A 1,020-nucleotide genomic window follows, 5' to 3' on the forward strand; every position below is an offset into this window, starting at 1 on the left:
CGCGTTCCCGCACGTCGTCGCGCTGCTGGACGACGCGGTGCGCCTGGCCGCCGCCCAGGAGGAGGCCGAGGCGGACCTCTCGGCCGTGCCCGCCCTGCTGCCCTCCGCCCTCGCCGTCGCCGCCCTGGCCGCGCTCGAATCGCTGATGTCCGCCACCGCGGCCGACGCGATGAGCGTCTCCGAGCGCCACGACAGCGACCGCGAACTGTTCGGCCAGGGCCTCGCCAACCTGGCCGCCCCGCTCTTCGGCGGCGTCGCCGCCACCGGCGCGATCGCCCGCACCGCCGTCAACGTCCGCTCCGGCGCCGTCTCCAGGCTCGCCGCCCTCGTCCATGCCGCCGTCCTCGCGGTGATCGTGTTCGCCGCCGCCCCGCTCGTCGCCGGGATCCCGCTGGCCGCGCTCGCCGGGGTGCTCATCGCGACCGCCGTCCGGATGGTCCAGGTCGGCTCGCTGCGGGCGCTCGCCCGCACCGGGCGCGGCGAGGCCGCCGTCCTCGTCCTCACCGCCGCCGCCACCCTCGCCTTCGACCTGGTCACCGCCGTCGCGATCGGCCTGCTCGTCTCCGGCGTCCTGGCGCTCGCCGCGGTCGCGAAGGCGGCCCGGGTCGAACAGGTACCGCTGCACGCCGACCTTCCGCCGGCCGACCACCACGACGAGGAACAGGCGCTGCTCGCCGAGCACATCGTCGCCTACCGCATAGACGGCCCGCTGCTGTTCGCCGCCGCACACCGCTTCCTGCTGGAGCTCACCGAGACCGGCGACGCCGAGGTCGTGATCCTGCGCATGTCGCGGGTCAGCGCGATCGACGCGAGCGGTGCCACGGTCCTCGGCGACGCCATCACCCAGCTGCAGCGGCGCGGCACGCTCGTCCTCGTCTCCGGCGTGCGCGACGAGCACCACCGCCCGCTCGACGCGCTCGGCGTGCTCGACCGGCTCCGCGCGGACGGGCACATATTCGGCAGCACGCCCGACGCCATCGACTTCGCCCGCGGCCACCTGCACGGCCGGGCCGCGGCCGG

General features: G+C 76.3%; 1 protein-coding gene. It reads left to right on the plus strand.

The features are described from left to right. Positions 1-1,020, plus strand: a 1,020-nt coding sequence (locus AB0O00_RS41440; protein WP_363659822.1) for a SulP family inorganic anion transporter, incomplete at both ends; no start/stop codon positions are given.

It is taken from the genome of Kitasatospora sp. NPDC093558 (assembly GCF_040683475.1).
In the GTDB taxonomy this organism is placed as follows: Bacteria; Actinomycetota; Actinomycetes; order Streptomycetales; family Streptomycetaceae; genus Kitasatospora.